Source organism: Enterobacter hormaechei ATCC 49162 (assembly GCF_001875655.1).
Lineage (GTDB): Bacteria > Pseudomonadota > Gammaproteobacteria > Enterobacterales > Enterobacteriaceae > Enterobacter > Enterobacter hormaechei.
In genome coordinates this window covers 89,632-114,431 of record NZ_MKEQ01000002.1, presented here as the reverse complement: position 1 = coordinate 114,431, position 24,800 = coordinate 89,632, and the positions used below count along the sequence as shown (strand labels likewise).

Annotated in this window: 23 protein-coding genes; 13 read left to right on the top strand and 10 right to left on the bottom strand. The window is 56.8% G+C overall.

What is annotated here, in order from left to right; genetic code table 11:
- Nucleotides 1–43: 43 nt before the first annotated feature.
- The 6 genes from aroK to BH712_RS19465 all read right to left on the bottom strand — a co-directional run bounded on the left by aroK (nucleotide 44) and on the right by BH712_RS19465 (nucleotide 4,125).
- Nucleotides 44–565, bottom strand: coding sequence for a shikimate kinase AroK (aroK, locus tag BH712_RS19495; RefSeq protein ID WP_003861630.1), 522 nt, complete (start codon nucleotides 563–565; stop codon nucleotides 44–46).
- Between the two features lie 286 nt (nucleotides 566–851).
- Nucleotides 852–2,090 carry a DNA uptake porin HofQ gene (gene hofQ, locus BH712_RS19485; protein WP_006812229.1) on the bottom strand — a complete coding sequence of 413 codons (1,239 nt, stop codon included), beginning with the start codon at nucleotides 2,088–2,090 and terminating at the stop codon, nucleotides 852–854.
- A complete protein-coding gene (locus tag BH712_RS19480; protein WP_006812230.1) occupies nucleotides 2,002–2,406 on the bottom strand; it encodes a HofP DNA utilization family protein in 405 nt (134 codons plus the stop codon). The genes hofQ and BH712_RS19480 overlap by 89 nt, the downstream gene beginning before the upstream one ends.
- Complete coding sequence (locus BH712_RS19475; protein ID WP_006812231.1) at nucleotides 2,396–2,857, bottom strand: HofO family protein; 462 nt, start codon at nucleotides 2,855–2,857, stop codon at nucleotides 2,396–2,398. Before BH712_RS19475 ends, BH712_RS19480 begins: the two co-directional genes overlap by 11 nt.
- 3 nt (nucleotides 2,858–2,860) lie before the next feature.
- Nucleotides 2,861–3,352: a PilN domain-containing protein gene (locus BH712_RS19470; protein WP_006812232.1), complete on the bottom strand. Its 492-nt coding sequence runs from the start codon at nucleotides 3,350–3,352 to the stop codon at nucleotides 2,861–2,863.
- Nucleotides 3,352–4,125, bottom strand: coding sequence for a type IV pilus biogenesis protein PilM (locus tag BH712_RS19465; RefSeq protein ID WP_006812233.1), 774 nt, complete (start codon nucleotides 4,123–4,125; stop codon nucleotides 3,352–3,354). Before BH712_RS19465 ends, BH712_RS19470 begins: the two co-directional genes overlap by 1 nt.
- Nucleotides 4,126–4,245: 120 nt before the next feature.
- On the opposite strand from BH712_RS19465, the gene mrcA reads away from it, so the two are divergent.
- On the top strand, nucleotides 4,246–6,798 hold the full coding sequence (gene mrcA / locus BH712_RS19460; RefSeq protein WP_006812234.1) for a peptidoglycan glycosyltransferase/peptidoglycan DD-transpeptidase MrcA: 2,553 nt from the start codon (nucleotides 4,246–4,248) through the stop codon (nucleotides 6,796–6,798).
- A gap of 93 nt (nucleotides 6,799–6,891) precedes the next feature.
- On the opposite strand, the gene nudE is transcribed toward mrcA, so the two are convergent.
- A complete protein-coding gene (gene nudE / locus BH712_RS19455) occupies nucleotides 6,892–7,452 on the bottom strand; it encodes an ADP compounds hydrolase NudE (RefSeq protein WP_003861622.1) in 561 nt (186 codons plus the stop codon).
- A 327-nt stretch (nucleotides 7,453–7,779) separates the two neighbouring features.
- Between nudE and BH712_RS19445 the strand changes: the two genes are divergently transcribed.
- From BH712_RS19445 to pckA, 5 genes are all read left to right on the top strand, one after another.
- Complete coding sequence (locus tag BH712_RS19445) at nucleotides 7,780–9,918, top strand: intracellular growth attenuator family protein (RefSeq protein WP_006812236.1); 2,139 nt, start codon at nucleotides 7,780–7,782, stop codon at nucleotides 9,916–9,918.
- Between the two features lie 64 nt (nucleotides 9,919–9,982).
- Nucleotides 9,983–10,666: a GMP/IMP nucleotidase gene (gene yrfG / locus BH712_RS19440; RefSeq protein ID WP_006812237.1), complete on the top strand. Its 684-nt coding sequence runs from the start codon at nucleotides 9,983–9,985 to the stop codon at nucleotides 10,664–10,666.
- On the top strand, nucleotides 10,663–11,064 hold the full coding sequence (hslR, locus tag BH712_RS19435; protein WP_006812238.1) for a ribosome-associated heat shock protein Hsp15: 402 nt from the start codon (nucleotides 10,663–10,665) through the stop codon (nucleotides 11,062–11,064). The genes yrfG and hslR overlap by 4 nt, the downstream gene beginning before the upstream one ends.
- An 18-nt stretch (nucleotides 11,065–11,082) precedes the next feature.
- Nucleotides 11,083–11,967 (top strand): Hsp33 family molecular chaperone HslO, encoded by an 885-nt coding sequence (gene hslO, locus BH712_RS19430; RefSeq protein ID WP_006812239.1) that lies wholly within the window; start codon nucleotides 11,083–11,085, stop codon nucleotides 11,965–11,967.
- A 390-nt stretch (nucleotides 11,968–12,357) separates the two neighbouring features.
- A complete protein-coding gene (pckA, locus tag BH712_RS19425) occupies nucleotides 12,358–13,977 on the top strand; it encodes a phosphoenolpyruvate carboxykinase (ATP) (RefSeq protein ID WP_006812240.1) in 1,620 nt (539 codons plus the stop codon).
- Nucleotides 13,978–14,066: 89 nt separating this feature from the next.
- Here the strand turns inward: pckA and envZ are convergent, their stop codons facing one another.
- Both envZ and ompR read right to left on the bottom strand, forming a co-directional pair.
- Nucleotides 14,067–15,413, bottom strand: coding sequence for a two-component system sensor histidine kinase EnvZ (envZ, locus tag BH712_RS19420; RefSeq protein ID WP_003861615.1), 1,347 nt, complete (start codon nucleotides 15,411–15,413; stop codon nucleotides 14,067–14,069).
- On the bottom strand, nucleotides 15,410–16,129 hold the full coding sequence (gene ompR, locus BH712_RS19415) for an osmolarity response regulator transcription factor OmpR (RefSeq protein ID WP_001157751.1): 720 nt from the start codon (nucleotides 16,127–16,129) through the stop codon (nucleotides 15,410–15,412). The genes envZ and ompR overlap by 4 nt, the downstream gene beginning before the upstream one ends.
- A 228-nt stretch (nucleotides 16,130–16,357) precedes the next feature.
- Here ompR and greB point away from each other — a divergent pair, with 228 nt between their 5' ends.
- The 5 genes from greB to feoC all read left to right on the top strand — a co-directional run bounded on the left by greB (nucleotide 16,358) and on the right by feoC (nucleotide 22,411).
- The gene (greB, locus tag BH712_RS19410) at nucleotides 16,358–16,831 is read left to right on the top strand and encodes a transcription elongation factor GreB (protein ID WP_000856689.1); all 474 of its coding nucleotides are present in this window, start codon (nucleotides 16,358–16,360) and stop codon (nucleotides 16,829–16,831) included.
- A gap of 87 nt (nucleotides 16,832–16,918) precedes the next feature.
- Nucleotides 16,919–19,249 carry a Tex family protein gene (locus BH712_RS19405; RefSeq protein ID WP_032674149.1) on the top strand — a complete coding sequence of 777 codons (2,331 nt, stop codon included), beginning with the start codon at nucleotides 16,919–16,921 and terminating at the stop codon, nucleotides 19,247–19,249.
- A 336-nt stretch (nucleotides 19,250–19,585) separates the two neighbouring features.
- The gene (gene feoA / locus BH712_RS19400; RefSeq protein WP_006812243.1) at nucleotides 19,586–19,813 is read left to right on the top strand and encodes a ferrous iron transporter A; all 228 of its coding nucleotides are present in this window, start codon (nucleotides 19,586–19,588) and stop codon (nucleotides 19,811–19,813) included.
- Between the two features lie 30 nt (nucleotides 19,814–19,843).
- Entirely contained in the window at nucleotides 19,844–22,162 is a 2,319-nt protein-coding gene (gene feoB / locus BH712_RS19395; protein WP_006812244.1) for a Fe(2+) transporter permease subunit FeoB, read from the top strand.
- 12 nt (nucleotides 22,163–22,174) lie between these two features.
- Nucleotides 22,175–22,411, top strand: a complete 237-nt coding sequence (gene feoC / locus BH712_RS19390; RefSeq protein ID WP_000157581.1) for a [Fe-S]-dependent transcriptional repressor FeoC — start codon at nucleotides 22,175–22,177, stop codon at nucleotides 22,409–22,411.
- Here feoC and bioH read toward each other — a convergent pair.
- Nucleotides 22,386–23,168, bottom strand: a complete 783-nt coding sequence (gene bioH / locus BH712_RS19385; RefSeq protein WP_006812245.1) for a pimeloyl-ACP methyl ester esterase BioH — start codon at nucleotides 23,166–23,168, stop codon at nucleotides 22,386–22,388. The genes feoC and bioH overlap by 26 nt on opposite strands.
- A gap of 36 nt (nucleotides 23,169–23,204) precedes the next feature.
- Here bioH and gntX point away from each other — a divergent pair, with 36 nt between their 5' ends.
- Complete coding sequence (gene gntX, locus BH712_RS19380; RefSeq protein WP_032674085.1) at nucleotides 23,205–23,885, top strand: DNA utilization protein GntX; 681 nt, start codon at nucleotides 23,205–23,207, stop codon at nucleotides 23,883–23,885.
- A gap of 61 nt (nucleotides 23,886–23,946) precedes the next feature.
- Entirely contained in the window at nucleotides 23,947–24,522 is a 576-nt protein-coding gene (gene nfuA, locus BH712_RS19375; protein ID WP_003861601.1) for a Fe-S biogenesis protein NfuA, read from the top strand.
- The last annotated feature ends 278 nt before the right edge of the window (nucleotides 24,523–24,800 follow it).

Below are 24,800 nucleotides of genomic sequence, written 5' to 3'. Positions count from 1 at the left end.
CTTAAATGCTTTTACCCGCAGGCGAGTGTATATAAAGCCAGAATCAGTTGCTTTCCAGCATATGAATAATCTGGTTTGCAACCACTTTAGCGCTTTGATCGTCAGTACGAATGGTCACATCAGCAATCTCTTCGTACAGAGGATTGCGTTCATCGGCCAAAGCTTCCAGAACTTCACGTGGCGGTGTTTCAACCTGCAACAACGGGCGCTTTTTATCACGCTGCGTGCGTGCCAGCTGTTTTTCGATGGTCGTCTCAAGATAGACCACTACGCCACGGGCGGAGAGACGGTTGCGGGTTTCGCGAGATTTTACAGAGCCGCCGCCTGTTGCCAGCACAATGCCCTGTTTTTCCGTGAGTTCGTTGATCACTTTTTCTTCTCGGTCACGGAAACCTTCTTCGCCTTCTACGTCGAAGACCCAGCCCACATCCGCTCCGGTTCGTTTCTCAATCTCTTGATCAGAATCGTAAAATTCCATATTGAGTTGTTGAGCTAACTGACGCCCAATAGTGCTTTTGCCGGCACCCATAGGCCCAACCAGAAAGATATTGCGTTTCTCTGCCATTTTTTCGGTACTACTAAGACTATTCGTTAATGGTAATCCCCGCTGCGCAGACACCCGGCGTAGCAGGACATGAACTGAAACCTCATTTGCAATAGAGCGAGAGTCAGACGAAAAATTATCTCAATACTCCGGCTTGTTTGGCAACTGATTAAATCACCGTTCCCGGCGCATAAGGAAATAAGACGTAAGTCCAACTCAAATCGGTACTCCTTGTATGCTAATTCATGCCCCACGTCAAACATCTGCAACAAACTGAATGCAAAATCATTGCGGGGATCGTTACCCATTAATGAATACTGACCAGACGTGGCGTGATAAACACCACTAACTCGCGCCGTTCGTTATCTTTTCCGTCATGGCGGAACAACTGCCCCAGCCACGGGATGTTGCCCAGCACAGGTACGCTGTCGCGTCCGGTTTTATTCTTTTGCGAAAAGATCCCGCCCAGGGGGAGCGTTTCCCCACTTTTTACCTCGACCTGCGTTTCGATCTCCTGCTTATCAATCGCCAGCGTTTCACCATCAGCCTGTTGCAGCACCTGACCGGGCATATTTTCACTGATATGCAGTTTCAGACGCACGCGGCCGCCCGGCAGGACCACCGGCGTCACCTCCATGCCTAATACCGCCTCTTTAAATTCAACGGATGTAGCCCCACTCTCGCCGCTGGAAACCTGATACGGAATTTCGCTGCCCTGCTTGATGCTGGCAGGCTGCATGTGCGACGCCAGCAGCCGCGGGCTGGCGATGATATCCACCTGCTGCTTTTGCTCAAGCGCCGACAACTCAAGATCCAGCATCCTGCCGTTGATGCGCCCGATGTTGAACCCTACGTGGGTGGTCGCACTGGCCACCGACAGGTCCGCGCCAAGCGTCGAGACCTGCCCCACCTTACCGGCCTTTGTTGCGTCAGCGAGGTTCCATTTCACCCCCAGTTCACGCAGGCTTTTTTCACTGATTGTCACAATCTGCGCCGCCAGTTCCACCTGCTCGATGGGCAGATCCATCTGCGCTGCCCAGCGCTGGAGCATCGCCACCACCGTCTGGTTATCCCTGACCAGAAGACGGTTGGTGCGCTTGTCGACGGAGAGACTGCCTTTCGGACTCAAGAGCTTTTCCGCCGCTTTTTGCAATTCGGCCGCATCTGCATAAGCAAACGGAATGCTGTGGGAGTGCAGCGGGGCGTCGAGCAGACGCTGGGCCTGCTCCTGCGCTTTACGCGCCTGCTGTTCCCGTAGCCAGGCCGCCGTATGCACATAAAAAATGCCGCCCTCTTCCCGCAATACCAGCCCGGCGCTGTTCACTACCGTCTGAAGCGCCTGCCTCCAGGGCACTCGTGTTAAATTCAGCGAAAGGGAACCGCTGACATCTGGCGACACCACCAGATTGCGATCCTCCTGCGCGACCAGCGCCTGTAAGACCTGTACCACCGGGACGTCATCCACCAGCAGGGTGACCGGTTTTGGCGTCGCGGCCCACAGGGGCTGGCTGAGTACCGCCAGTAACAGCCCTATCCTTATCTTCACTTTTTTTCGTTCCTTCTCGTTGCCATGTCCATTGCTTCGGCTCGCACATCTCGCCGACATCAACGGTCAGTTGTTGTTTATCTATCGCACTCACCCGCCAGCCAGGCGTTAACCGCATCTGCGTTTTTACCCGGTGCCAGCGTTTCTGCCCGTCCTGCATAAGGCCGATATCCATGCTGCCACTGACTACTCCCTGATATCGCCACTGGCTGAGTTGCCCTGCTGCGCAACGCTCTTCCGGCACAGAGAAGGGATCCCGCATCCCGGTCAGGAAAAGCGGAGAAAGCAGGATCAGCAACCGGGCTTTACTGCGCATGACCGATCTCCAGTTGCAGGCTGAGGCGTAGCCGTTTGCCCTGCGGTGTGATGTCAAACGCGCTTACCCGCATGTTCTCAAGCGCCAGCCGGGAAAAGAGCGCCGGAACCGCGCCCCATGAGGCATCCAGCGCCAGCTCTCCGCCATTCTGCTGCGGTTTCCAGTGCACCAGCCTTGCCTCCTCACGCTGAAAGGCCAGCGGAGAAAAGGGCTGCGCCGGTTGCGAGGGTTTCACTTGCGTCATCACCGGTCGCCGTCTGGCCTGTGGCCACAGCGAGGCGTTGATTCGCTTCGCACTGATAGTCTGCGCCTGAATATCGGCGTAGCGCAGAGCAGCGGGTCTGAGCAGCAGCCCCCAAATCACAAACGCAACGAACCCCGACGCGATAAACCAACAAAGGACGCGCCGGGAAGGACGTGCATCACTCCAGCGTTGATACCAGATGTCCACTGGCTACCTCCGGCTATGCAGCTGAAAAGAGAACATCCATCGCCCCTGGCTATCCTGTTGCAGTTCGCCTGCCGGTCCGGGGGTAAACCCCGTTACCCTTTTCAGGGCATCGGTCATGGCGGAGAGCGCTGGCAGTGAGGTGGTATAGCCGGTCAGGATCAGCGAGGGAGGCTGATAGCGCAGCGCCGTCAGCCAGGCCTGCCGGGGCATTGCGTCTGCAAGGGATTCCAGCGCGGGTTGCCATGCCGGATCAGAGGGCAGCGAAGGGGTTTTCAGCCCCGCAGATTGCGGCTGACGCGCTTTCAATACCTTCTGCACCGCACGCATTCCCGCCAGTTCGCTTTGCAGCGACTGTAACGCGAGCGTCTTTGTCACCCGCAGACTGACGCCTCCCGCCAGCATCACCAGCAATGAGGCGGCAAACAGCAAGCCCCAGAAACGCAGGTGCTGAATACGTTGTTGCCGACGCCAGGGTAAAAGATTGGGCATGCTCATTACGGCACCTCGCTCATGGCCAGCGCCAGGGCGACGGTGTAATCAGCACCGCATTCTGGCAGCGGCGGCTGACACAATTTCACCACTTCCCACGGGTCGCGAGCAGCATCAAACACGGCGATATCAGAAGGCGAAAGCGCAAGCAGCGCCGCCAGCGCATTCACGTTCGCCGCTTCCGTGGTGTCACGCCGCCCCCACTGATGGCGCATCGCCCATAGCCACTGATGTTCATCTCTCCAGGCCACGCACCGGGTGGGGGCAACAGCAGAGAGAAGATTCGCCAGCGCACCGGCATCCGGGGCGATTGCGGCCAGGCGCAAATGCAGCGCTTTCGCCAGCGACAGCAGGGTATCAACCTCTCTGTTCTGCGCTGCGGTAACCTGAAATGTGTTGCTGAACGTATCCTGCGCGTAGTCAAAGCAGAGCGTATCGGCAGGCATCTCCAGCTCACGCGCTAATGTGGCGCCTACCCAGGTGAGCTGTTCGCTGTCACGCAAGGTAACGGATGGACGAGGCAACGCGCGTTGCAGAACACGCGTTGACGGAAATGAGAGAAATACCCGATGCGAGTGCGGCAACGTTTTCCGCCAGCCGCGTAAGGCATTAACCAGTTGTTCTGGGTTAACTATTTTTCCCTCCCTGATAATGGCGTCTGACAGCGGCACCGCCCACCAGCGCCGTAAACGCCAGCCCGCCCGCTCTCGGGTCAGCGCGACAGCAACTACCTTATCCTGTTGAATATGAACGCCTGTTTGCCACGTTTTAAAAGCCATGCTTCACGATCTCCTTATTGCCCGTCAGAGTGACGGCTATATCAATGAATCAGGCTTGCCTTTATACTACCGCGCGATTGTTTAGAAACTGCCCAGGCTAAACCAAATGGGAAATCTCCGGTGAAGTTCGTAAAGTATTTATTGATCCTTGCAGTCTGTTGCATTCTGCTGGGAGCAGGCTCGATTATTGGTTTGTACAAATATGTCGAGCCGCAACTCCCTGACGTCGCCACGCTTCGTGATGTGCGGCTTCAGATCCCTATGCAGGTCTATAGCGCCGATGGTGAACTGATGGCGCAATACGGCGAGAAACGTCGTATCCCTCTGACCTTAAATCAAATTCCACCCGTGATGGTGAAGGCGTTTATCGCCACCGAGGACAGCCGTTTTTACGAGCACCACGGTGTCGATCCGGTCGGTATTTTCCGTGCGGCAAGCGTGGCGCTGTTCTCCGGTCATGCCTCTCAGGGGGCAAGTACCATTACCCAGCAGCTGGCGCGTAACTTCTTCCTCAGCCCGGAAAAGACGTTGATGCGTAAGATCAAAGAGGTGTTCCTCGCGATCCGCATTGAGCAACTGCTGAGCAAAGACGAGATCCTGGAGCTTTACCTCAACAAGATCTATCTGGGCTACCGCGCCTATGGCGTTGGGGCAGCGGCTCAGGTCTACTTTGGTAAGCCGATCGATCAGCTCACGCTGAGCGAAATGGCGACCATTGCCGGTCTGCCAAAAGCGCCATCCACGTTTAACCCGCTCTACTCGCTGGACCGCGCCACCGCGCGCCGTAACGTGGTGCTGTCGCGTATGTTGAGCGAAGGCTACATCAGCCAGGCTGAGTACGATAAGGCGCGCAGCGACGTTATTGACGCCAATTACCATGCGCCGGAAATTGCCTTCTCTGCACCGTATCTCACTGAAATGGTTCGCCAGGAGATGGTGAGTCGCTACGGTGATAAAGCGTATGAAGATGGCTATCGCGTCTATACCACCGTGACCCGCAAGGTGCAGCAGGCTGCCCAGCAGGCGGTGCGTAATAACGTGATGGATTACGATATGCGTCACGGCTATCGCGGCCCGTCCAACGTGCTGTGGAAAGTGGGCGAAGGCGCCTGGGACAGCAAAAAAATCACTGATTCCCTGAAAGCGCTGCCGACCTATGGCCCGCTGCGTCCAGCGGTAGTCACCCAGGCCGATCCACAGGAAGCGGTGGCGATGATGGCCGATGGCACATCCGTATCGCTGCGCATGGAAGGTGTCCGCTGGGCGCGTCCGTACCGTTCTGACACCCTTCAGGGGCCTACGCCGCGCAAAGTGACCGATGTGGTACAAACCGGACAACAAATCTGGGTGCGTCAGGTCGGTGATGCCTGGTGGCTGGCGCAGGTGCCGGACGTCAACTCGGCTCTGGTCTCTATCAATCCGCAAAACGGTGCCGTGATGGCGCTGGTTGGCGGGTTCGATTTCAACCAGAGCAAGTTTAACCGCGCGACCCAGGCGCTGCGTCAGGTCGGTTCGAACATCAAACCGTTCCTGTATACCGCGGCGATGGATAAGGGTCTGACGCTCGCCAGCATTCTCAACGACGTGCCAATCTCCCGCTGGGATGCCGGTGCGGGTTCTGACTGGCAGCCGAAGAACTCTCCGGCGCAATACGCTGGCCCTATCCGTCTTCGTCAGGGGCTTGGCCAGTCAAAGAACGTGGTTATGGTTCGCGCGATGCGTGCGATGGGCGTTGATTATGCGGCAGAGTATCTGCAACGCTTCGGCTTCCCGGCGCAAAACATCGTTCATACCGAATCTCTGGCGCTCGGCTCCGCGTCCTTTACGCCACTCCAGGTCGCACGTGGATACTCGGTGATGGCAAACGGCGGCTTCCTGGTCGATCCGTATTTCATCAGCAAAATCGAGAACGATCAGGGCGGCGTGCTGTTTGAAGCGAAACCGAAAATTGCCTGCCCTGAATGCGATATTCCGGTGATTTACGGCGACACGCCAAAATCCAATGTCCTGGAAAACAAGGATATGGAAGATGTGGCGATCTCGCAGGAACGTCAGAATCTGGCGGTGCCGCAGCCTCAGCTGGAACAGGCCAATCAGGCGCTGGTCGCCCAGAGTGGCGCGCAGGAGTATGCCCCGCACGTAATCAGCACGCCGCTGTCGTTCCTGATTAAGAGCGCACTGAACACCAACATCTTTGGCGAACCGGGCTGGCAAGGCACCGGCTGGCGAGCGGGCCGCGATTTGCAGCGCCACGACATCGGCGGCAAAACCGGGACAACCAACAGTTCGAAAGATGCCTGGTTCTCAGGTTATGGCCCGGGCGTTGTCACCTCTGTCTGGATTGGTTTTGACGATCACCGCCGCGATCTGGGACGCACTACCGCCTCTGGCGCGATTAAAGATCAGATTTCCGGTTACGAAGGCGGCGCGAAGAGTGCGCAACCTGCCTGGGATGCATACATGAAAGCCGTTCTCGAGGGCGTACCAGAGCAGCCGCTAACGCCACCGCCGGGCGTGGTGACGGTAAATATCGACCGCAGCACCGGACAGCTCGCGAATGGCGGTAACAGCCGTGCAGAGTATTTCATTGAGGGCACTCAGCCAACCACGCAGGCAGTGCACGAGGTGGGTACAGAGATCATCGATAACGGCGAGACGCACGAGCTGTTCTGACGCCAACAAAAAAGCCGGGTGGCGACTACGCCTGACCCGGCTACAACGTCAATGCAAAACGGCGACCTTCGGTTGCCGTTTTTAATGGTGGCGCTACAAACGCCCCTGCCCCTTCAGCCATTCCCGCACCAGGAACAGTGCGCTCACGTTGCGCGCCTCGTTAAAGTCAGGATCTTCCAGCAAATCCATCAGATGAGCCAGCGGCCAGCGAACCTGCGGCAGCGGTTCCGGCTCGTCTCCTTCCAGCGATTCAGGATAGAGATCTTCCGCAACTACAATGTTCATTTTGCTGGAGAAATAGGACGGCGCCATGCTCAGTTTTTTCAGGAACGTCAGCTCTTTCGCGCCAAACCCCACCTCTTCTTTCAGCTCGCGGTTTGCCGCTTCAAACACCGTTTCGCCCGGATCGATCAGTCCTTTGGAGAAGCCCAGCTCGTAGGATTCGGTGCCCACGGCGTATTCACGGATGAGGATCAGGTGCTCATCGACGATGGGCACGATCATCACCGCTTCACGTGAGGAGGGGCGCATACGTTCATAAACACGACGCACACCGTTGCTGAACTCCAGATCCACGCTTTCGACATTAAACAGACGCGATTTCGCGACGGTTTCAACATTCAGAATGGTGGGCTTTTGTAAGGGTTTGGTCATCTTGACGGGTCTTTGCTGGGTGAACTGGCTTTATTGTGCGATACGCCGCACGGTTTCGGCAATGTCAATTGCTCTTTATTTACATTTATGCAACGTAACTGTACGTGATTCTCATTTCAAAACAAATGTCAAGAGGTTGAAATGTTTCCAGGAATTTGCTGATATCGCGCCGGAACAGGCTTTGTTATCATTACCGGTCACTGGGATGCGCGTCAACATGCTCAAGTTAGACTCCATACTTGCCGATAGCCGACCACAGAATCTCATTCATTGTACAAAAGGTGCGACTGACAACACCTGTAAGAAGATAAGTAAGATGGGGAAAGCATGAGCACCATTTTGATTTTTCTCGCTGCTGTGCTGGCCTGCGCGTCGATTGCGGTGTGGGTATTCAGGCGCCGCGTACATCGCCGTTATCGGCTGCCCTTTTTAAACGCGTTTGCCGGGGCAAACACGCGCAAGCTTTCGCCAGAGGAACGCTGTACCGTTGAGCAGTATCTCGACACGCTGAACCGATCCCGGCTTTCGCCTGGCCCTACCGGCGCCAGCGCCGCCCCCGTATCGCTCAATCTGAACGCCCAAAGCGACACCGTTCTGTGCGTGACGCGCTCTATTACCCGCTACGGCATCACCACCGACGATCCCAATAAGTGGCGCTACTATCTCGATTCCGTTGAAGTCCACCTGCCCCCCTTCTGGGAGCAGTATATCAACGATGAAAACAGCGTTGAGCTTATCCATACCGATACGTTGCCGCTGGTTATTTCCCTGAATGGTCATACCCTGAGCGAATATGTTCAGGAAGCGCCGCGCTTTGCGCTGGAACGCGCGAGCGGAACGCAGGCCTCTATTCGCGGTGAAGAGACTGAGCAGATTGAACTGCTGAACATCCGCCAGGAGACGCATGAGGAGTACGTTCTTAGCCGCCCGGACGGCATTCGCGAAGCGGTGCTGATTGTCGTCTCGTTCCTGCTCTTTTTCATCTGCCTGCTGACGCCGGACGTGTTTGTTCCGTGGCTCGCGGGTGGCGCAGTGCTGCTTCTGGCCGCCGGACTGTGGGGCATATTTGCCCCGCCAGCAAAAACGTCATTACGCGAAATTCACTGCCTACGCGGAACCCCAAAACGCTGGGGACTGTTTGGCGAGAACGATCAGGAACATATCAACAATATCTCGCTCGGGATCATCGATCTCATCTATCCGCGCCACTGGCAGCCGTGGATTGCGCAGGACCTGGGCCACAAAACGGATATTGATATTTATCTCGACCGCCACGTTGTACGCCAGGGACGTTACTTATCCCTGCACGACGAAGTGAAAAACTTCCCGCTTCAGCACTGGCTCCGCAGCGCGGTGATTGCCGGTGGCGCCGCGTTAATCTTCGTCATGCTGCTGCTTTTCGTGCCGCTGGATATGCCGATTAAATTTACCCTGTCGTGGATCAAAGGGGCGCAAACCGTGGAAGCCACCAGCGTGCAGCAGCTTGAAGAAGCGGGGGTACGCGTGGGGGATACGTTGCGTCTGAAAGGTACCGGGATGTGTAATATCCACACGCCGGGCGCCTGGAACACGCGCCAGAACTCACCGTTCTCGCCGTTCGACTGCTCTCAGATCATCTGGAATGACGCCTCTCCGCTGCCGCTGCCGGAATCGGATGTGGTCAATAAGGCCACCGCGCTTACCCAGACGATTAATCGCCAGCTCCATCCGAAACCGGATGATGATTCTCGCGTCAGCCCTGCCCTGCGTTCTGCTATTCAGAAGTCGGGCATGGTGCTGCTGGATGACTTTGGCGAAATCGTCCTGAAAACAGAGGATCTCTGCTCAGCTCAGGATGACTGTATCCGGCTGAAGAACGCGCTGGTCAACCTCGGTAACAGCAAAGACTGGGACGCGCTGGTGAAACGCGCCGAAGCGGGACGCCTGGACGGGGTGAACGTGCTTCTGCGTCCGGTCAGCGCCGAGTCGCTGGATAACCTGGTGGCAACCTCTACCGCCCCCTTCGTGATGCGTGAAACCACCCGTGCGGCTCAGGCGCTTAACAGCCCGGCGCCAGGCGGATTTGTGATTGCCAGCGATGAAGGCAGCGACCTGGTGGATCAACCCTATCCGCAGGTTTCGCTGTATGACTATCCTGCCCAGGAGCAGTGGAGCGAATTCCAGCGTCTGGCGCAGATGCTGATGCAGACGCCATTCAGCGCGGAAGGGATCGTCACCACCCTCTTTACCGACGCCAACGGCACGCGTCATATCGGCCTGCACCGTATGCCGGATAGCGCTGGCCTGTGGCGCTATGTAGGGACATCCCTGCTGCTGATTGCGATGCTGGCGTGCATTGTCTGGAATGGTTATCAGGCCGTACGCCGCTATCAGCGTTCCCGCACGCGGCTGGCAGAAATCCAGGCCTACTACGAAAATTGCCTTAACCCGAAACTGATCTCCTCTTCCGAGAGCCTGATCGGATAACGTCCCTGCGCGACAAGTTGTGCTACCCTGTCGCGCACGTTTCTTCTGGCTGGAGTTCCCCCTTATGCATCTTGATATCGACTGGCAAGCGGTTGATACCGTCCTGCTTGATATGGACGGCACGCTGCTTGATCTCGCCTTTGATAACTATTTCTGGCAAAAGCTGGTCCCGGAAACATACGGTGAACAGCAGGGGATCTCCCCGGCGGAAGCGCAGGAATTCATTCGTTCGCAATATAGCGCGGTGCAGCATACGCTAAACTGGTACTGTCTTGATTACTGGAGCGAGCGACTCGGTTTGGATATTTGTGCCATGACCACCGCCCAGGGCGCACGCGCCGTACTGCGCGACGATACGGTTCCGTTCCTGGACGCGCTAAAAGCCTGCGGTAAGCGCCGCATTTTGCTGACGAATGCGCATCCCCATAACCTGGCCGTGAAGCTGGAACATACCGGTCTTGCTTCACACCTTGATTTATTGCTTTCCACCCACACATTTGGTTATCCGAAAGAAGATCAGCGGTTGTGGCATGCCGTGGTGGAAGAGACCGGTTTACAGCCGGAACGGACGCTTTTCATAGACGATAGCGAGCCGATTCTGGATTCTGCGGCCGCTTTTGGCATTCGCTATTGTCTGGGCGTGACCAATCCTGATTCCGGCCTGGCTGAAAAAAGCTATCTTCGACATCCGGGGCTGAACGACTATCGCCGGATGATCCCCTCACTCACCGTGAAGGAGACGCCATGAAAGAAAAACCCTCTGATGGGGTAAGACTGGATAAATGGCTGTGGGCCGCCCGTTTTTACAAAACGCGCGCCCTTGCCCGTGAAATGGTTGATGGCGGAAAGGTGCATTACAACGGTCAGCGCAGCAAACCGAGCAAGCTGGTTGAACTGAATGCCACGTTAACGCTTCGCCAGGGCAACGATGAGAAAACGGTGGTGGTGAAAGCCATTACCGAACAGCGGCGGCCCGCAACCGAAGCCGTTTTGCTATATGAAGAGACGGCCGAAAGCATAGAGAAGCGCGAGAAAACCGCGCTGGCGCGCAAAATGAATGCGCTCACAATGCCTCACCCGGACCGGCGACCGGACAAAAAAGAGCGCCGCGATCTGATGAAATTTAAACACGGTGAGAACGAGTAATTCTCACCTGCACGAGAGATGAAAATGGCCCAACACGACCAATTACACCGCTATCTGTTTGAACAATTCGCCGTGCGCGGCGAGCTGGTCACCGTATCCGAAACCTGGAAACAGATCCTGGAAAACCACAACTACCCGCTGCCGGTGAAAACCCTGTTGGGCGAACTGCTGGTTGCCACCAGCCTGCTGACCGCCACGCTGAAATTCGCAGGGGATATTACCGTACAGTTGCAGGGCGATGGCCCGATGTCGCTGGCGGTGATCAACGGCAATAATCAGCAGCAGATGCGCGGCGTGGCGCGCGTTCAGGGCGATATCCCTGAAAATGCCGATCTGAAAACGCTGGTCGGTAACGGCTACCTGGTTATCACGATCTCGCCTGAAGAGGGTGAGCGTTATCAGGGCGTTGTCGGTCTGGAGGGCGATACGCTTGCCGCCTGCCTGGAAGATTACTTCATGCGTTCCGAACAGCTGCCAACCCGCCTGTTCATCCGCACCGGTGAAGTGGATGGCCAGCCTGCTGCCGGTGGTATGCTGCTCCAGGTTCTGCCTGCACAGGATGCACAGACCAATGATTTTGAGCATCTGGCAACGCTGACGGAAACCATCAAAGCGGAAGAGCTGTTCACCCTGTCGGCGACCGACGTGCTGTGGCGTCTGTATCACGAAGAAGAGGTGACGGTTTACGATCCGCAGGCGGTGGAATTTAAGTGCACCTGCTCTCGCGAGCGTTGCGCGGGCGCCCTGAAAACACTGCCGGATGAAGAGATCGACAGCATCATGGCGGAAGACGGTGAAATCGATATGCACTGTGATTACTGCGGTACGCACTACGTGTTCAATTCGATGGATATCGCGGAGATCCGCAATAACGCCTCCCCGGCGGATCCGCAGGTTCATTAAACCTATTTCCCCTCACCCTGCCCTCTCCCCAAAGGGGAGAGGGTGTTTGAATTCCCTCTCCCCTTTGGGGAGAGGGTTAGGGTGAGGGGCAAATATCCCACCCAAGCTGAATCGTTTTCCCTATGTAACCCTTACGTAATTTTCTTACATGTATGCGATTACATTCACATTCCTTCCGATAAAATCACCAACCTTTAACCTTTTAAGAACATTTTCCCCAACCAAAAAGCGATTCCTGCGATAATCTGCCCGCCCTGTGACTGGAGTCGCAGCGTTTTCCGTTAGTAAGGGTTTTGACCAGATACGTAAATCTATGAGCCCCGTCGCGGTTAACATCCCCAGAAAAACCCTACAATTTCAGGCAGTACATATTGGCTAAGGAGCAGTGATATGCGTGTTAATGGTTTAACCCCGCAAGATCTCAAGGCTTATGGTATTCACGACGTCCAGGAAGTGGTCTACAACCCCGATTACGATACGCTGTATCAGGAAGAGCTCAATCCAGCACTGGAAGGATACGAGCGAGGTGTGTTGACGAACCTTGGTGCTATCGCCGTCGATACGGGTATTTTTACCGGTCGTTCGCCGAAAGATAAGTATATCGTCCGAGACGATACCACCCGCGATACGCTGTGGTGGGCTGATAAGGGCAAAGGGAAGAACGATAACAAACCGCTCTCCCCGGAAACCTGGCAGCATCTGAAAGGACTTGTCACCCATCAGCTTTCCGGCAAGCGTCTGTTTATTATCGATGCGTTCTGCGGCGCTAACGCCGACACCCGTCTTTCCGTACGGTTTATCACTGAAGTGGCCTGGCAGGCGCATTTCGTGAAGAACATGTTCATTCGTCCGACCGATGAAGAGCTGCAAGACTTCACTCCAGACTTTATCGTGATGAACGGCGCGAAATGCACCAACCCGCAGTGGAAAGAGCAGGGTCTGAACTCCGAAAACTTTATCGCCTTCAACCTGACCGAGCGTATCCAGCTGATCGGCGGGACCTGGTACGGCGGCGAAATGAAGAAAGGGATGTTCTCGGTCATGAACTACCTGCTGCCGCTGCGCGGAATCGCCTCCATGCACTGCTCGGCGAACGTCGGGGAAAAAGGCGATGTAGCAGTATTCTTCGGTCTTTCCGGCACCGGTAAAACTACGCTGTCCACCGATCCAAAACGTCGTCTGATTGGCGACGATGAACACGGCTGGGATGATGACGGCGTGTTCAACTTTGAAGGCGGCTGCTACGCGAAGACCATTCGCCTGTCTGAAGAGGCAGAACCGGATATCTTCCACGCGATTCGCCGCGATGCGCTGCTGGAAAACGTCACCGTGCGTGCCGATGGTTCTATCGACTTCGACGATGCGTCGAAAACGGAAAACACCCGCGTCTCTTACCCGATCTACCACATCGAGAACATCGTGAAGCCGGTGTCGAAGGCGGGGCATGCCACGAAGGTGATTTTCCTGACGGCGGATGCGTTCGGCGTGCTGCCACCGGTTTCCCGCCTGACCGCCAGCCAGACGCAGTATCACTTCCTCTCCGGCTTTACCGCTAAACTGGCGGGTACCGAGCGCGGTGTGACCGAGCCAACGCCAACCTTCTCCGCCTGTTTCGGCGCGGCGTTCCTGTCGCTACACCCGACGCAGTACGCGGAAGTGCTGGTGAAACGCATGCAGGCATCCGGCGCACAGGCATACCTGGTAAACACTGGCTGGAACGGTACGGGCAAACGTATCTCCATCAAAGACACGCGCTCCATCATCGACGCGATTCTGGATGGTTCACTGGATAACGCCGAAACCTTCACGCTGCCGATGTTCGATCTGGCGATCCCAACAGAGCTGCCGGGCGTGGATACGCGTATCCTGGATCCGCGTAACACCTACGGTTCACCGGAACAGTGGCGTGAGAAGGCAGAATCGCTGGCGAAGCTGTTTATCGAAAACTTCGAGAAGTATACCGATACCCCGGCGGGTGCTGCGCTGGTGAGTGCGGGACCGAAGCTGTAATTAACCCCTCACCCCGGCCCTCTCCCCAAAGGGGAAAGGGTGTAAAAGTCCCCTCTCCCCTTTGGGGAGAGGGTTAGGGTGAGGGGAAATTAACTCTCTTTCACCTGCCCCCGCAAAACCGGCACCGGTAACCACGCACGAATGCTCAAACCACCCCGCTCGCTGGTGCCAATTTCCAGCAGTCCGTTATGGTTATCCACAATACGCTGCACAATCGCCAGGCCTAAGCCGGTTCCGCTGGTGCTGCGCGCGCTGTCGCCGCGCACAAACGGCTGGAACAGGTGCTTACGCTGCTCTGGCTTGATGCCCGGGCCATCGTCTTCCACCTGGAACCAGGCGCGGTTGAGTTCCGTACCGCTGCTGACTTTGATCCAGCCGTTGCCGTAGCGCGCCGCGTTGACCACCATGTTCGCCACCGCGCGTTTAATCGAAAGTGGGTGCATACGTACCTGAATCTCGCCCGCCTGAAGGTCGGTCGCAATTTCACGTTCGTAGCCACTTTCGGCGGCGACCACTTCGCCCAGAACCGCGTTCAGATCCGCCATCTCCATCGGCATCTCCTGCCCGGTGCGCAGGTAGTCAATAAACTGCTCGATGATGGCGTTACACTCTTCGATATCCTTGTTGATGGACTCTGCAAGATAACCATCCTGCTCGCCCATCATCTCTGTCGCCAGCCGGATACGCGTCAGCGGCGTGCGTAAATCGTGACTGACGCCCGCCATGAGTAACGTACGGTCATCCGCCAGCTGTTTAACGCCTGCCGCCATGTGGTTAAACGCACGCGTTACCGAGCGTACTTCCGACGCGCCATACTCGCGCAGCGGCGGGGGGATAATCCCTTTACCGACCTGCAATGCCGCATGCTCCAGGTCAACCAGCGGTCGGTTCTGAATACGAATAAACAGCCACGCGCCGCCGATGGCCAGCAGCATGATCGCCAGGGTGTAACGGAACAGCGGCGAGAAGTCGCCCTGATGGATCTCGGTGAGGGGAACACGCACCCAGATGTTGGGTGACAGCCAGGTTTTCAGCCAGACAACCGGTGAGCTTTTATTGACCTCAACGCGCACTTCCGTCGGGCCACCAAGCTGCTGCGCCATCTGCTGGCTGAGGAATTCGTAGTGCTGCGCCCAGCGCAGGCCAGCATCTTCCGCCGCTTCGTTCGAATAAAGAGAAATGCCCAGCTCACGGTAGATTTCCCGACGGAACGCCGGGGGAACAACCAACTGCGTGCCGTCCTCCAGTTGCAGTTTGTCGGTCATCAGCATACGCACTTCGTATGCCAGTACCTTATTAAACTGCTGAAGGCTCGGCAGGATCGCAAAGTTCAGCACCACCAGGTAGGTCGTCACCAGGCTGACGAACAGCAGGGTGACGATCAGTAACAGCGTGCGGGCAAACGAACTTCGCGGCGAGAAGCGCATTCGCCTCATGCTTTAGAGCCGTCCGGGACAAACACGTAGCCCAGACCCCACACGGTCTGAATATAGCGAGGATGCGCCGGATCTTCTTCCACCATGCGGCGCAGACGAGAGATCTGCACGTCGATAGAACGCTCCATCGCGGAATATTCACGACCACGGGCCAGGTTCATCAGCTTGTCACGGGAGAGCGGCTCACGCGGGTGGCTGACCAGCGCTTTGAGCACCGCGAACTCACCGCTGGTGAGCGGCATTGGCTCATCTTCACGGAACATCTCACGGGTGCCGAGGTTCAGCTTGAACTTACCGAATGCAATGACGGCCTCTTCCTGAGACGGCGCGCCCGGCAGCTCGTTCGCCTGACGACGCAGCACGGCGCGAATACGCGCCAGCAGTTCACGCGGGTTAAACGGCTTTGGAATGTAGTCATCAGCGCCGATCTCAAGGCCGACAATGCGGTCAACTTCTTCACCCTTCGCCGTTACCATGATGATCGGCATCGGGTTGCTCTGGCTGCGCAGACGTCGGCAGATGGAAAGCCCGTCTTCGCCAGGCAGCATCAGGTCTAACACCATCAGGTGGAAGGATTCACGCGTCAGCAGGCGATCCATCTGTTCCGCGTTCGCGACGCTACGAACCTGGAAGCCCTGCTCGGTCAGATAACGTTCCAGCAGCGCACGCAGGCGCATGTCGTCATCTACGACCAGAATTTTGTAGTTCTCTTGCATTGTGTGTACTCCCAAAGGTTCGGATAGGCCTGGAACAGCGTATTCTAAAAAAGTGCACGTGTTCGACCAGCAAATTCTGGTATAAATTCTAGACGAAATTGTTACAAAGCATATTTAACAGCAGCTTATCTGTTCATTTCATCACATAAATCATTATTAATCTTGTCTGTTACACTGTGCGCTACGTATTGTGCGCAAAGACAGTTAATCGGCATTGAAGGCTGCACCATGAAAACGCCCCTGATCACCCGTGAAGGGTACGAGAAACTCAAAAAAGAGATGGATTACCTGTGGCGCGAGGAGCGTCCGGAAGTGACCAAAAAAGTCACCTGGGCAGCAAGCCTGGGCGACCGCAGCGAGAATGCGGACTACCAGTACAATAAAAAGCGGCTGCGCGAGATCGATCGCCGGGTACGTTACCTGACCAAGTGCCTCGAGAATCTCAAAATTGTCGATTACTCCCCGCAGCAGGAAGGTAAAGTCTTCTTCGGCGCCTGGGTGGAGATCGAAAACGACGACGGCCAAACCCTGCGTTTTCGCATCGTCGGCTACGATGAAATTTTCGGTCGTAAGGATTACATTTCTATCGACTCACCCATGGCCCGCGCCCTGCTGAAAAAAGAGGTGGGTGACCTGGCCGTCGTTCAGACGCCTGCCGGTGAAGCAAGCTGGTACGTCAACGAAATCGAGTATGTTAAATAGTCCGAGAGCGCCCTCCCCGGCTGGCATTTTTTGGTGTCAGCCCGTATAACTATCCCCCTGATTTTCGATCCACAAGATGAACTGACCATGATGAAAGAGTCGCTCTGCCGCATTATTGCGGGTGAACTTCAGGCCAGAGCCGAACAGGTAGAAGCTGCCGTTCGCCTGCTTGATGAAGGGAACACCGTGCCGTTTATTGCACGTTATCGTAAGGAAGTCACCGGCGGTCTGGATGACACGCAGCTGCGTAACCTGGAGACCCGACTGGGCTATCTGCGCGAGCTGGAAGACCGACGTCAGGCGATCCTCAAATCTATCGGCGAGCAGGGCAAGCTGACCAGCGAGCTGGAAAGCGCCATTAACGGTACCCTGAGTAAAACCGAACTCGAAGACCTCTATCTGCCGTACAAGCCGAAGCGCCGAACGCGCGGGCAGATTGCTATCGAAGCCGGCCTTGAGCCGCTGGCTGACCTGCTGTGGAACGAGCCGTCTCACGACCCGGAAACCGAAGCCGCCAGGTTTATCGACGCCGACAAAGGCGTAGCGGACACCAAAGCCGCGCTGGACGGCGCGCGCTACATTCTGATGGAGCGCTTCGCTGAAGACGCGGCGCTGCTGGCCAAAGTGCGTGATTACCTGTGGAAGAATGCGCATATCGTCTCCACCGTGGTGTCCGGCAAAGAGGACGAAGGCGCGAAATTCCGCGACTACTTCGATCACCACGAACCCATTTCTACCGCACCGTCTCACCGCGCGCTGGCGATGTTCCGTGGCCGTAACGAAGGCGTGCTGCAACTCTCCCTGAATGCCGATCCGCAGTTTGATGAGCCGCCAAAAGAGAGCCACTGCGAGCAGATCATTATCGATCACCTCGGTCTGCGCCTGAACAACGCCCCGGCGGACAGCTGGCGCAAAGGCGTGGTGAGCTGGACCTGGCGCATCAAGGTGCTGATGCACCTCGAAACCGAACTGATGGGCACCGTGCGCGAGCGCGCCGAAGACGAAGCGATCAACGTCTTCGCCCGAAACCTGCACGACCTGCTGATGGCTGCGCCAGCTGGCCTGCGCGCCACCATGGGTCTCGATCCGGGTCTGCGTACCGGCGTGAAGGTGGCCGTGGTTGACGGCACCGGCAAGCTGGTTGCCACCGACACCATATACCCGCACACCGGTCAGGCAGCGAAAGCGGCTGTCATCGTCGCCGCGCTGTGCGAGAAGTACAACGTTGAGCTGGTTGCCATCGGTAACGGTACGGCATCCCGCGAAACCGAGCGTTTCTACCTGGACGTGCAGAAGCAGTTCCCGAAAGTGACGGCGCAGAAGGTGATCGTCAGCGAGGCGGGGGCATCGGTTTATTCCGCCTCGGAACTGGCGGCGCAGGAGTTCCCGGATCTGGACGTTTCCCTGCGCGGTGCGGTCTCTATTGCCCGTCGTTTACAGGATCCGCTGGCGGAGCTGGTGAAGATCGACCCGAAATCCATCGGCGTGGGCCAGTATCAGCACGACGTGAGTCAGACGCAGCTGGCGCGCAAGCTGGATGCAGTAGTGGAAGACTGCGTTAACGCCGTCGGCGTGGACCTGAACACCGCTTCCGTTCCCCTGCTGACCCGCGTGGCGGGCCTGACCCGTATGATGGCGCAGAATATCGTTGCCTGGCGTGATGAGAACGGTCAGTTCCAGAACCGCCAGCAGTTGCTGAAGGTAAACCGTCTGGGGCCGAAAGCGTTTGAGCAGTGCGCGGGCTTCCTGCGCATCAACCACGGCGATAACCCGCTGGATGCCTCTACCGTTCACCCGGAAGCGTACCCGGTGGTTGAGCGTATTCTGGCCGCTACCCGGCAGGCGCTGAAAGATCTGATGGGCGACAGCAGCGCGCTGCGTAACCTGAAAGCGGTGGATTTCACCGACGAACAGTTCGGCGTGCCGACGGTCACTGACATCATCAAAGAGCTGGAAAAACCGGGCCGCGATCCGCGTCCTGAGTTTAAAACCGCAACCTTTGCTGACGGCGTGGAAACCATGAACGACCTGTTACCGGGCATGGTGCTGGAAGGGGCGGTAACCAACGTCACCAACTTTGGCGCGTTTGTGGATATCGGCGTGCATCAGGATGGTCTGGTGCATATCTCTTCCCTCGCCGACAAGTTCGTTGAAGATCCGCACACCGTGGTCAAAGCGGGCGACATCGTGAAGGTGAAAGTGCTGGAAGTGGATCTCCAGCGCAAGCGTATCGCCCTGACCATGCGTCTGGACGAGCAGCCGGGCGACACTAACGCGCGCCGTGGCGGTAATGGCGGTGGCCGTGAACAGCAGCGTCCGGCAGCGAAAGCCGCGAAGCCACGCGGACGTGACGCACAGCCTGCGGGCAACAGCGCAATGATGGATGCGCTGGCAGCGGCGATGGGCAAGAAACGCTAATGCTGTAAATGCCCCTCACCCTAACCCTCTCCCCAAAGGGGAGAGGGAACTTGAACACCCTCGCCCCTTTGGGGAGAGGGCCGGGGTGAGGGGAAAAATAATATCGTAAAATATGAAACCGATTGCATATCCATATTTAAACCGCTATTTATCACCTCATTAACAAATGCCCTTCTTTTTATTTTCACCTCAATTTCGCAAATATTGAGCAAGGTCAAGCAGACCGCAAATTAATACGATTAACAACATCCCGTCACATTTTTATTATTGCTGATAAAAACTATTCTCATTATCATCGCAGTGTAGATTATTTAACCTCTCGTGGAATCAGGCGCTATGCAATTCACTCCAGACAGTGCGTGGAAAATTATCGGTTTTACCCGTGAGATAAGCCCGGCCTACCGGCAGAAGCTGCTGTCCCTGGGTATGCTACCCGGCTCATCATTCCAGGTGGTGCGCGTTGCGCCGTTGGGCGATCCTATTCATATCGAAACCCGACGCGTTAATCTGGTTCTGCGTAAAAAAGACCTCGCATTAATTGAAGTTGAATCTTTATCCCGTTAACAAGCCAGCGGTTTCAGTGAGTCTACTACAATGAAAAAATTAACTATTGGCTTAATTGGCAATCCAAATTCCGGCAAGACAACCTTATTTAATCAGTTAACCGGCGCACGCCAGCGTGTGGGAAATTGGGCAGGCGTGACGGTTGAACGCAAAGAAGGCCAGTTCACCACGACAGACAATCAGGTCACGCTGGTTGATTTACCGGGGACCTATTCACTCACCACAATTTCCTCCCAGACCTCTCTCGATGAGCAGATTGCCTGCCACTATATTCTGAGCGGGGACGCGGATCTGCTCATCAACGTGGTGGATGCCTCCAATCTCGAACGCAATCTGTATCTCACGTTACAGCTGCTGGAGCTGGGTATTCCCTGCATCGTGGCGCTGAACATGCTCGACATCGCCGAGAAGCAAAAGCTGCGCATCGACGTCGATGCCCTCTCCGCCCGTCTGGGCTGCCCGGTGGTGCCGCTGGTTTCTACCCGCGCGCGCGGCATTGACGCCCTGAAGCTGGCGATTGACCGCCACACGGGCAATGCCGACATCGAACTGGTCCACTACGCCCAGCCGCTGCTGCGCGAAGCCAGACAACTGGCGCAGGAGATGGATAACAGCATGCCCGCCAGACAACGCCTGTGGCTTGGTCTGCAAATGCTGGAAGGCGATATCTACAGCCGCGCCTATGCAGGCGATGCGGCGGATAAGCTGGACGTCGCACAGGCTCGCCTGAGCGATGAGCTGGATGACCCGGCCCTGCACATTGCGGATGCGCGCTATCAGGCCATCGCCGCAATCTGTGACGTGGTCAGCAATGCATTAACCGCTGAACCCAGCCGCTTCACCGCCGCCGTGGATAAGATTGTGCTCAACCGCTTCCTCGGTTTGCCGATCTTTTTACTGGTGATGTACGTGATGTTCCTGCTCGCCATTAACATCGGCGGCGCATTACAACCCATCTTTGATGGCGGCTCTGTCGCTATTTTCGTGCACGGCATTCAGTGGCTGGGCTACACCCTCCACTTCCCGGAATGGTTGACCATCTTCCTTGCGCAGGGGATCGGCGGCGGGATCAACACCGTCCTGCCGCTGGTACCGCAGATCGGCATGATGTACCTGTTCCTCTCCTTCCTCGAAGATTCCGGTTACATGGCGCGCGCCGCCTTCGTGATGGACCGCCTGATGCAGGCGCTGGGGCTGCCGGGCAAATCCTTCGTGCCGCTGATTGTTGGTTTCGGCTGTAACGTGCCGTCAGTCATGGGCGCGCGTACGCTGGATGCCCCGCGCGAACGCCTGATGACCATCATGATGGCGCCGTTCATGTCCTGCGGCGCGCGACTGGCGATCTTCGCGGTCTTTGCCGCGGCGTTCTTTGGTCAGGAAGGGGCGCTGGCCGTCTTCTCCCTGTATGTGCTGGGTATCGTGATGGCTATTCTCACCGGCCTGATGCTGAAGCACACCATCATGCGTGGCGAAGCGTCGCCGTTCGTGATGGAACTGCCGGTTTATCACGTTCCGCATCTCAAAAGCCTGATCATTCAGACCTGGCAGCGCCTGAAGGGCTTCGTTCTGCGTGCCGGTAAGGTGATTGTGGTGGTCAGTATTTTCCTGAGCGCCCTGAACAGCTTCACCCTGAGCGGCCAGGCCGCGGACAACATTAATGACTCTGCCCTTGCCTCCGTCAGCCGCGTCATTACGCCGGTCTTCAAACCGATTGGCGTGCAGGAAGACAACTGGCAGGCAACCGTGGGCCTGTTTACCGGCGCAATGGCAAAAGAGGTGGTTGTCGGCACCCTGAACACGCTTTACACCGCGGAAAACATTCAGGAAGAGGAGTTTAATCCGGCTGCGTTCCACCTCGGGGATGAACTGCTCGGCGCGGTGGAAGAGACCTGGCAGAGCTTGAAAGACACCTTCAGCCTGAGCGTACTGGCGAACCCGATTGAAGCCAGCAAAGGCGACGGCGAAATGGCGACCGGGGCAATGGGCGTGATGGGCCAGAAATTTGGCAGCGCGTCAGCGGCCTACAGCTACCTGATCTTCGTCCTGCTCTATATTCCGTGCATCTCGGTCATGGGCGCCATTGCCCGTGAGTCCAGCCGCGGCTGGATGGGCTTCTCCATTCTGTGGGGGCTGAACATTGCCTACTCGCTGGCGACCGTGTTTTATCAGGCCGTCAATTACAGTCAACATCCGCGCTACAGCCTGGTCTGTATTCTGGCGGTGATCCTGTTTAACGTGATGGTGATTGGCCTGCTGCGCCGGGCGCGTAGCCGCGTTAACGTTAACCTGCTGGCAACGCGCAAAACCCCGACAACCTGCTGTAGCAGTCCTGCGGGCGACTGTCACTAAGGGGAAAAGAACATGGCATCGTTGATTCAGGTTCGTGATTTACTGGCGTTGCAGGGGCGAATGGAGGCGAAGCAGCTCAGCCTCAGCCTGCATACGCCGCAGCCGATGATCGATGCCATGCTGGAAAGGCTGGAGGCCATGGGGAAAGCCGTGCGCATTCAGGAAGAGCCGGACGGTTGTCTGTCCGGCAGTTGTAAGCGTTGCCCGGAAGGAAAAGCCTGTCTCAGGGAGTGGTGGACGCTTCGCTAATAAAACCGGACAGCGCCGAACAAAACTCAGCAGGATGAGAGATGAATGGCGCATGGGCCGCTTTGGCAACCACCAGCGATTTACTCTCCGGCCACAACGCATCCAGCAGCGGGACCACCTTGCGCGGGACCAGTCCATCCAGATAGCCATAAACACGCAGATGCGGCACCGTCAGCGACGCCAGCGGCTCGCGCAGATCGACCATTTTCAGGATCTCCAGCCCTCCGTTCAGCACCTCAACTTCCGGCATCGGTAGAGAAAGCACCGTCTGCTTCAGCGTCCGCGCGTCCTGACGGGCGGTTTCTGTTCCCATCGTCTGTAATGCCAGGAAACGCTCCACCGTACGCTGGAAGTCTTCGCTCAGCTGGTGCTGGAACCCGGCGAGCACCTCGGGTTTGATGCCCGGCCACGCCTCGCGGGCGCTGAAACAGGGTGATGAGGCAACGGTGATCAACGCCTGTACCCGCTCAGGATGACGCAGCGCAATCTGGCTTGCCACCAGCCCGCCCAGGCTCCAGCCGAGCCAGACGGCTTTTTGCGGCGCCGCTTCCAGAACCTGCTCCGCCATGTCGTTGAGCGTCATCGCGCCATAGCCGTGGCTACGGCCATACCCCGGTAGATCCACCAGATGTAGCGTGAATTGCGAGGCCAGTTCCTCACTTATGCAACGCCACACTTCCGCGTTCAGTCCCCATCCGTGCAGCAGCACAAGATGACAATTTCCCGTGCCAACGGTCTGCCACCACAGCGTCTTCATCAGTTAACGTTCTCTTTTTTCACATGGAGGTTGCGTATGCTAACAGTGCCCGGCTTGTGCTGGCTATGCCGAATGCCACTTACGCTGAGCGCGTGGGGCATCTGTTCCGTTTGCACGCGAGCGCTGGGTGACCTGAAGGGCTGTCCGCAATGCGGCTTGCCTGCCGTAAGCCAGACGCTGCCCTGCGGCCGATGCCTTAAAAAAGCGCCGCCGTGGAGCGCGCTGGTGGCGGTGGATGACTACGTTTTGCCGCTGAGTCGTCTGGTTCATCAGTTCAAGTTTTCCAGTCAGACTGCACTGGCGCAGCCGCTGGCACGCCTGTTATTACTGGCGGTATTGCAGGCGCGAAGAACGCGCGGACTGCCGCAGGTCGACACGCTCGTGAACGTGCCACTGTTTCAGCGCCGCCACTGGCGACGCGGATACAATCAAAGCGACCTGCTCTGCCGTCCGCTCGCCCACTGGCTGGGTTGCCGGTATCCAGCCTCTGCGCTGAAACGCATTCATGCCACTGCCGTTCAGCACCGCCTTAACGCCCGGTCGCGCAAAAGGAACCTGAAAAACGCCTTTCGCCTTGAATTGCCGGTCAACGGCCTCCATATCGCGATTGTGGATGATGTCGTCACCACGGGCAGTACCGTGGCTGAACTTTCCCGACTGCTTTTGCAAAGCGGCGCCGCGTCTGTTCAGGTATGGTGTCTGTGCCGTACCTTGTAGCCCTTCTCCAATGGGCGTATGATTATACCCAGGTAATTTAGTCAACTATTAGGCCAAAGCTATGATCCGTATTTCCGATTCTGCACAAGCGCACTTTGCCAAACTGCTGGCAAATCAGGAAGAAGGGACGCAGATCCGCGTGTTTGTGATCAATCCAGGCACTCCGAATGCAGAATGTGGTGTCTCTTATTGTCCTCCGGATGCTGTGGAAGCAACTGACACTGCCCTTAAATTTGAACAGCTCACCGCGTACGTTGATGAGCTGAGCGCGCCGTATCTTGAAGATGCGGAGATTGATTTCGTCACCGACCAGCTGGGTTCTCAGCTGACGCTGAAAGCGCCAAACGCGAAGATGCGTAAAGTCTCTGACGATGCCCCGCTGATGGAGCGTGTGGAGTATCTGCTGCAATCGCAGATCAACCCGCAGCTGGCTGGCCACGGTGGACGTGTTTCCCTGATGGAAATCACCGAAGATGGTCTGGCGATCCTGCAATTCGGCGGCGGCTGTAACGGCTGCTCCATGGTCGATGTGACCCTGAAAGAAGGGATCGAGAAGCAGCTGCTGAACGAATTCCCGGAACTGAAAGGCGTGCGCGATCTGACCGAGCACCAGCGCGGCGAGCACTCTTACTATTAATCCGGTGCCCGTCTGTATTGCCCGGTGGCGCTGCGCTTACCGGGCCTACAAAACCGTTTCTGCATCCGAATCGTAGGCCGGATAAGGCGTAGCCGCCACCCGGCATTTATTTTCCCGCCGCCCCCCTCTATATGTTGACCTGCGTCTCATAATTCAAATTTTGCCTCCCTGGGTGATTCTCAATCACCGCATGTTACCCGTATCATTCTCGTGGGCACTCAACACCCTTATAACAGCCGACTAAACTTAATGTTTTCGCAGGCATCAGTATGAGTGCC

Excerpts from the sequence above, each read along its gene's own strand:
- aroK (WP_003861630.1), bottom strand. The coding sequence starts at position 565 with ATGGCAGAGAAACGCAATATCTTTCTGGTTGGGCCTATGGGTGCCGGC.
- BH712_RS19480 (WP_006812230.1), bottom strand. The coding sequence starts at position 2,406 with ATGCGCAGTAAAGCCCGGTTGCTGATCCTGCTTTCTCCGCTTTTCCTG.
- BH712_RS19470 (WP_006812232.1), bottom strand. The coding sequence starts at position 3,352 with ATGAGCATGCCCAATCTTTTACCCTGGCGTCGGCAACAACGTATTCAG.
- BH712_RS19465 (WP_006812233.1), bottom strand. The coding sequence starts at position 4,125 with ATGGCTTTTAAAACGTGGCAAACAGGCGTTCATATTCAACAGGATAAG.
- nudE (WP_003861622.1), bottom strand. The coding sequence starts at position 7,452 with ATGACCAAACCCTTACAAAAGCCCACCATTCTGAATGTTGAAACCGTC.
- BH712_RS19445 (WP_006812236.1), top strand. The coding sequence starts at position 7,780 with ATGAGCACCATTTTGATTTTTCTCGCTGCTGTGCTGGCCTGCGCGTCG.
- yrfG (WP_006812237.1), top strand. The coding sequence starts at position 9,983 with ATGCATCTTGATATCGACTGGCAAGCGGTTGATACCGTCCTGCTTGAT.
- hslR (WP_006812238.1), top strand. The coding sequence starts at position 10,663 with ATGAAAGAAAAACCCTCTGATGGGGTAAGACTGGATAAATGGCTGTGG.
- hslO (WP_006812239.1), top strand. The coding sequence starts at position 11,083 with ATGAAAATGGCCCAACACGACCAATTACACCGCTATCTGTTTGAACAA.
- pckA (WP_006812240.1), top strand. The coding sequence starts at position 12,358 with ATGCGTGTTAATGGTTTAACCCCGCAAGATCTCAAGGCTTATGGTATT.
- envZ (WP_003861615.1), bottom strand. The coding sequence starts at position 15,413 with ATGAGGCGAATGCGCTTCTCGCCGCGAAGTTCGTTTGCCCGCACGCTG.
- ompR (WP_001157751.1), bottom strand. The coding sequence starts at position 16,129 with ATGCAAGAGAACTACAAAATTCTGGTCGTAGATGACGACATGCGCCTG.
- greB (WP_000856689.1), top strand. The coding sequence starts at position 16,358 with ATGAAAACGCCCCTGATCACCCGTGAAGGGTACGAGAAACTCAAAAAA.
- BH712_RS19405 (WP_032674149.1), top strand. The coding sequence starts at position 16,919 with ATGATGAAAGAGTCGCTCTGCCGCATTATTGCGGGTGAACTTCAGGCC.
- feoA (WP_006812243.1), top strand. The coding sequence starts at position 19,586 with ATGCAATTCACTCCAGACAGTGCGTGGAAAATTATCGGTTTTACCCGT.
- feoB (WP_006812244.1), top strand. The coding sequence starts at position 19,844 with ATGAAAAAATTAACTATTGGCTTAATTGGCAATCCAAATTCCGGCAAG.
- feoC (WP_000157581.1), top strand. The coding sequence starts at position 22,175 with ATGGCATCGTTGATTCAGGTTCGTGATTTACTGGCGTTGCAGGGGCGA.
- bioH (WP_006812245.1), bottom strand. The coding sequence starts at position 23,168 with ATGAAGACGCTGTGGTGGCAGACCGTTGGCACGGGAAATTGTCATCTT.
- gntX (WP_032674085.1), top strand. The coding sequence starts at position 23,205 with ATGCTAACAGTGCCCGGCTTGTGCTGGCTATGCCGAATGCCACTTACG.
- nfuA (WP_003861601.1), top strand. The coding sequence starts at position 23,947 with ATGATCCGTATTTCCGATTCTGCACAAGCGCACTTTGCCAAACTGCTG.